The organism is Paraclostridium benzoelyticum (assembly GCF_001006285.1).
In the GTDB taxonomy this organism is placed as follows: domain Bacteria; phylum Bacillota; class Clostridia; order Peptostreptococcales; family Peptostreptococcaceae; genus Paraclostridium; species Paraclostridium benzoelyticum.
In genome coordinates this window covers 1-6,473 of record NZ_LBBT01000172.1, presented here as the reverse complement: position 1 = coordinate 6,473, position 6,473 = coordinate 1, and the positions used below count along the sequence as shown (strand labels likewise).

Below are 6,473 nucleotides of genomic sequence, written 5' to 3'. Positions count from 1 at the left end.
TATTGTATATTCGTAGCCTTTATATCTATATTAATTTATAAGGCTATAGATAGCCCTTCAGTTTTTATATCTAGTATAAATGACTTGTTTAAATTTTTAAGTCCTTTTTTATTAGCTGTATTAATGTGTTTACTTTTAAATCCAGTTATTATGTTTTTAGAAAAAAAATTCAAGATGCCGAGAATTTTAAATATATTTATTTCATATTTTTTCATATTTTTATTTTTTTGCTTTTGTATAAATTTAATAATGCCTTCATTAATAGATACCTTAAATACTTTAATAACAGAAATACCAAGCTATACGCTAAAAATAGATGAACTTTTAAACAAATATATTTCTAATAATCATTCATTTGATAGCATTTTACCCCATATACAAGCCCATTTGGATTCAGCTTTAAAACATGTCGTTAAAATGCTAAATACAATTTCTTCAGATTTTTTAATATATATTTTTAGCATAACATCTATAGTTTTTAATATTATAATGGGTATTATCTTATCTATTTATATACTTTGTGATAAAGAAAATATTTTAAAAAATCTAAAAAACCTATTATATTCAACTTTTTCAAAAAAAAGAGCCACTGCAATAATTGAATTCTTTGATATAATAAATAAAATTTTCTATCATTATATCATAGGTAGTTTAATTGTTTCTTTGGTTGTAGGAATAATAACATTCATAGGATTTAGGTTCTTTATAAATATAAAAGGTAGTTTATTCTTATCTTTTATAGTATTTATAACTAATATGATTCCTTATTTCGGTCCATTTATAGGAGCTTTGCTCCCAATACTTATGACTTTATCATATAGCCCTATAAAAGCTCTTTGGGTGGCTATATTTTTACTTGTGCTTCAACAAGTCGATGGTAATCTAATTGCTCCGAAAATCATGGGTGAGTTTGTAGGACTTCATCCAATTTGGATAATATGTGCTGTATTAGTTGGTGGTGCTTTATTCGGATTGATAGGAGTTTTCTTATCCGTTCCAGTAGCAGCTGTAATAAAAACATATTTAGATAAATATATTGAAAAAAATATAAATATACCAAAATCTGAATGATACAAAATAAAAACGTCTAAAGTTAAATTTAGACGTTTTTAATTATAAATATTTTATTAAATTTTCTAATTTTATATCAACTATTTTTACATTTTCATTAATAGACATCAGCCTTTTTTTATCAAAATTATTATCTTGTGATATTAACAAGACTTCAGGTACTTCATAAAAAGGTATTGTTGAGTTCAAAACTTTCGCATGTAAGTTTTTATATTTACTCATTTTAAATACCTCTGTTAATTTGATATCTATAAGTTTTTGTTTTAATTTTTTATCTTTATCTACATATTCAATATATATATCATATTTATCTTTATCTACTGTTACATTTCTATAAAATCTTTTTATTTCATAGCCTGAAGATTCCATCTTTAAAACTATCTCTGAGCCTAGTATAACTTTTAAAAGTTCCTTTCCTTTATATGTTTTTCCTCCATTTAAATAATAAATTCCTGAACTATCTTTATACTCCCCATAAACTACATTGCATGGATATTTTTTAAGAGTAAACTCTCTGCACATTTTTCTTAGAGTTTTTTTGTGAGGAGATTTCATTATTTTTCTTTTTTTAGAAAAAAACTTATTAAACTGTTGTTCTGTTGCACATCTAACTTGGCTCATTAAAACCAGTATCTCCTTTTCCATACTTCCCATTATGCTATTCTCCTTGATGTATATTGTGACAAGTCTTAATTTATTATATTAAACACATGCAATAAAATTTACACTTTAATAAAAAAAAGCATAGACATGTATCTATGCTTTTACTTTATATTGTTATTTCTTGTTTTTTTACTTCAACTTTTTTATAACTTTTTAATTCTCTGTATAATATAATTGCAGTTATAGCTGTTGCTAAAAAGTCTGCAACTGGTTGTGCATACCAAACTCCATCTAGACCAAAGAATTTTGGTAATATTATTATCATAGGTATTAATATGATAACCTGTCTAAGCAAGCTAAGAATCATTGCCATTTTAGCTTTTCCTATAGACTGTATATAATTAGATCCTGTTATAGATATTCCTATTATAGGCATCATTAACAAGTATATTCTAGCACCTTTTATTGATATCTCCATAAGCTTAGGGTCTTTATTAAACATACCTACCATAACTTCTGGTATAGTTTGAATTATTATCCAACCCGTTGTAAGTATTATAATTGCAGCTAAAGCTGATAACTTAAATGTTTTATTAGCTCTATCATACTGTTTAGCTCCAAAATTAAAACCTATTATAGGCTGAGCTCCTTGATTTAATCCAAATATAGGCATTAAGAATATCATAGCTATAGATGATATCGTAGCCATTGCACCTATAGCTAAATCTCCTCCATAAGTTTTTAATGCATTATTTGATATAACTTGAACTAAACTTGTAGCTATTTGCATTGCAAATGGTGCAGATCCTATAGCAAATATCTTTTTAACCAAAGAACTATCTAACTTCAAACTTGATTTATGAAACTTCAAATTAGATTTACCTCTAATGTAATAAGATAACCCCCATATAGCTGTTACTATTTGTGATATAACAGTTGCAATAGCAGCACCTTGTATACCTAAGTGTAATCCAAATATTAAAACAGCATCTAATACCACATTTGTTAAGCATCCAACTATCATTATAATTGCTGCCAATCTAGGGTTTCCATCACCTCTTATAGTATTATTTAGTGTGTATGCTAATATATTAAATACACTACCAACCAAGATTATATATATATAATCTTTTGCGTATTGAAGAGTATATTCACTTGCTCCAAATAGTTTAAGTATCGTATCTCCAAATATAATTCCTACTATACTAATTATAATTCCAATAATAATAGATAATTTTATAGCATTCCCTATAATTTTTTCTGCATCATCTTTTTTGCCTTGACCTAACTTTATAGATATATTAGTTGTAGCTCCTATACCTACAAGCATCGCAAATGCCAAAATTATAGTCATAATTGGTAAACATATTCCAACACCAGTTAGTGCTAATGATCCTACTGCAGGTATTTTACCAATAAATATTCTATCTACTACATTATATAATGCATTTACTAGCATTCCTATAATAGCTGGTACCGAATATGTTAATAAAAGTCTCGGTATTGAATGATTTCTCAATTCTTGTTCATTTTTCATAAATTGACCTCCTTATATTGTCATGCATATTTTTCGCAAAAGAGTTCTGACTATATCATGTTCTTCTTCTGTTAAGTTAGTTGTCATATAAATTTCCCATTTTGACAAAACTTCATATATACTTGTTTTTACACTTTTTCCTTTGTCAGTTAAATATAACTTATAAGCTCTTTTATCAATCTCATCTTTCTCTCGTGTTAAAAAGCCTTCTTCTTCTAGCTTTTTTATAGCTCTTGCAGTAGTTCCCTTATCTATATTAAGCGTTTCCGCAAGGTCTTCTTGACTTCTTCCATCGCCTTTATATAGCTCTACTAAAAACATAAATTGACCAGCCCCAACTCCCAATCCACTTAACTCTTTAGATATAAAAGCTCCCCCTTTTCTATGAATCTGAGAGATATATCTTCCAATATAATTACAATCCTTTTTCACATTAAATCCCCCCTATCGTAAAAGATAGTATTAAAATAGTTGCAATAACAACTAAATTAGTATACACCAAAATAGTTGTTATTGCAACTATTTTGGTAAAAATAAAAAACTACATAAACATGTAGTTTTTTATTTGTTATATTTACTTTTCAGGCTTATTTTCCTCAGCTTTCGCTTGATTTATACTAATATTATCAAATTCAATTAATTCTATCAAGCCTTTTTGATCTTTATCATAACCAATTTTTATAGTATCCCCTTCTTTTGTTAAAGGAGCTTCATTTGAAACCTTAGACGTCACACCAAATATAGAGTCATTCATTCCATCCACTGTAAGATAATATGTGGTATTTCCTTCTATTACATCTGAATTTATTCTTTGAACTATACCTGTAGTTATTTCTTTAGTATCATCATTTCCAAGCTCTACAGTATTTCCTTTTGATTTTAATTGTTCTCTATAGCTTCTAAAAGCATCATCTTTATTATCACCTATTCCAACCATATTGAAATCTTCTACAGAAACAAAAGCAACCATCTTAACTAATCCTGCCTTATCTTTTAAAGACATTACATATGTAGGTTTCCCTAGTATATTATAAACAACAGGGAATGTTGCCTCATAATTTTTTTCTTGTACCTTCCCAGTTGCAGATACCATAGCTGCAGTTTCAGTTGCGCCTGGTTGTTTATAAAGCCTAGCTTCTTTAGTCCTAGTGTCAACTAGCATAAATCCTATAGTTGAATCATCCCCTCCTGCAGAAGTTATACCTGTATACCAATATGACTTTCCATCTTCGCCATATACTAATGATGTTCCTTCCGTAGCTACTAATACACCTTTTTCTGATATAACAGCATTTAAAAATCCACTTACAAATTTACCCCAATCATTTATTTGCTTAACTATAAATTCTTCTGGTTGTATCCTATCTATCCACTTTGGAGCATTTTTTATATCATAATTTTTAACTTCACCAGTTTGAGTATCTACAGTTGCTATTCCTATGGCATTTTGTCCTCCATATCCAATAGCATTTTCATATAGTGAAACTACCCAATACGGTTTACCTTTATCATCTACTTCTAATGTAAAATCTGTCATACCTACATTAGTATATCCTTTTAAATACATATGTCTTCTTAAATCCTGATGTAAGTAAGCTTCAGGTTGATATACTATTTTTATAGGTTTTCCATCAACTTCTTGAACAAGTCTAACATCTTGTGGATTTGTAGCAGATACTCTTACATATCCATTTGTTCCTTTTATATTTGTAATCCATTTTATTGCATCTCTATGTACCAATGGTGCTACCCAACATAATTCTCCATCTACATTTTGGATATGAAACTTTCCAAGTTTCGATACACTACCTATAGCAGGCACCTCTCCTAACTTTTTATCCCCTAATTTCATAGCCATATCTTCGTCTACTAGCCTAATTTCATTTGCATTTACAGGGCTTACATCTTTTGCAAAATTACTTTCTTTAACATCTCCTAGTAAATTTCTATATGCTTTCGAATGTAATACTGGTGACGATGTTAAAAATGGCACTACTATAATATAAGCTATTAACACTGCAGCTATTGAGAAATTTCGTTTAGCCAACTTTGATGTTTGCTCTCCTTTGTCAAACATCATATCAAGCACTCCAGATATTACGAAAAATATAACTAGTGTTGAAAATAGCGAGGTAAAATCTAATCTAAGTACAGGTAATTTTATTATTGCATATATAGCTACCATTACCAACGCTATTCCATACGTTTTAAAAATTTTCTTCATTTATTACTCCTTCCTAATTTTAAAAATATTTGTAATATTTATTAATATTAATTATAACCATTTTTTGTAAAAAAATAAATACTCCTTAAAATTATAAGGAGTATTTATCTTTATACACTACTTAAACTATATTCAAATATTTTTTCTTTTGCTCTATATTCACTTAATAATCCTTCATACTCAAGTGTCAAATCCTTATGATTAAAGAAGTCATTTGGCTTAATTGCACATGATGGCTTCTCAAATAAGTTTATCCCACTATCTTCTAACATATCTGCTACAAAGTGAGAGCACACATATTTATTCTCAGCTTCTCTAGGCTTATTTCTAGATAAATATAAAAGTGCTAAAACATCATAATCATATTTATCTCTGTTTGCACTTATATTTAATATATTTTTATATAAATTGTTGTATTGTTCATTAGTTACATATAATGAGTATACTCTGCATCTAGTATTCGTTTTTATAGCATATAAGCCTTCATTTATGTTTTCCTCTACAAATCCAGCAAATAAAGGCGTCTTTGGATTTAATCTTCCAAATGAATACATAGGTCTTAAATACTCATTAAGAGCTATAGATACGTGTGCATAAGGAGTTTTAGATATACTTTTTATCAAGTAAGAAAGAGCAGTTCCTGTATATGTTGTTACTATATATACCTTCTGCATTTTTTAACCCCCCAATGTCTTGGTTTATAATAATGTTTATGATAACTACTCTATTTTATCACCATTTTAATCAAACTTCAAATGTTGTTTTTGTAACTTTTTAAATTTCAATTTATTTATATTGAAAATATTAAAGTTTAAAATAATTTTTATAAATTGAATTCAAAGTTAATTTTTAATGTAAAATGTAAAATTCAATTTTATTCCTTTCCTTATTTTATAAATAAACTTATCTTTTTTAAGACTTTGTCTAAACCTGTCTCATTTTTAATTAACTTTAATATAATATAGTATACCGATTTTACACATGCTAATTTTATTATTTTTTAAATTTTTTCAAAACAAAACTTTATTTTTTAAATTT

6 protein-coding genes are annotated in these 6,473 nt (G+C 27.4%); 1 reads left to right on the top strand and 5 read right to left on the bottom strand.

All coding sequences use genetic code 11. The features are described from left to right. Window positions 1-1,071: AI-2E family transporter (locus tag VN21_RS07985; protein WP_226896682.1), on the top strand; the 1,071-nt coding region annotated here is incomplete at its 5' end. Between the two features lie 42 nt (window positions 1,072-1,113). Here VN21_RS07985 and VN21_RS07980 read toward each other — a convergent pair. The 5 genes from VN21_RS07980 to VN21_RS07960 form a co-directional block, all read right to left on the bottom strand. Continuing rightward, window positions 1,114-1,725, bottom strand: coding sequence for a hypothetical protein (locus tag VN21_RS07980; RefSeq protein WP_046822778.1), 612 nt, complete (start codon window positions 1,723-1,725; stop codon window positions 1,114-1,116). Between the two features lie 115 nt (window positions 1,726-1,840). After that, the gene (locus VN21_RS07975; RefSeq protein WP_046822777.1) at window positions 1,841-3,211 is read right to left on the bottom strand and encodes an MATE family efflux transporter; all 1,371 of its coding nucleotides are present in this window, start codon (window positions 3,209-3,211) and stop codon (window positions 1,841-1,843) included. A gap of 12 nt (window positions 3,212-3,223) precedes the next feature. Continuing rightward, the gene (locus tag VN21_RS07970; protein ID WP_046822776.1) at window positions 3,224-3,643 is read right to left on the bottom strand and encodes a MarR family winged helix-turn-helix transcriptional regulator; all 420 of its coding nucleotides are present in this window, start codon (window positions 3,641-3,643) and stop codon (window positions 3,224-3,226) included. Window positions 3,644-3,785: 142 nt separating this feature from the next. Then, window positions 3,786-5,435 carry a hypothetical protein gene (locus VN21_RS07965; protein ID WP_046822775.1) on the bottom strand — a complete coding sequence of 550 codons (1,650 nt, stop codon included), beginning with the start codon at window positions 5,433-5,435 and terminating at the stop codon, window positions 3,786-3,788. 110 nt (window positions 5,436-5,545) lie between these two features. Continuing rightward, window positions 5,546-6,109 (bottom strand): hypothetical protein, encoded by a 564-nt coding sequence (locus tag VN21_RS07960; RefSeq protein ID WP_021431393.1) that lies wholly within the window; start codon window positions 6,107-6,109, stop codon window positions 5,546-5,548. Window positions 6,110-6,473 lie beyond the last annotated feature (364 nt).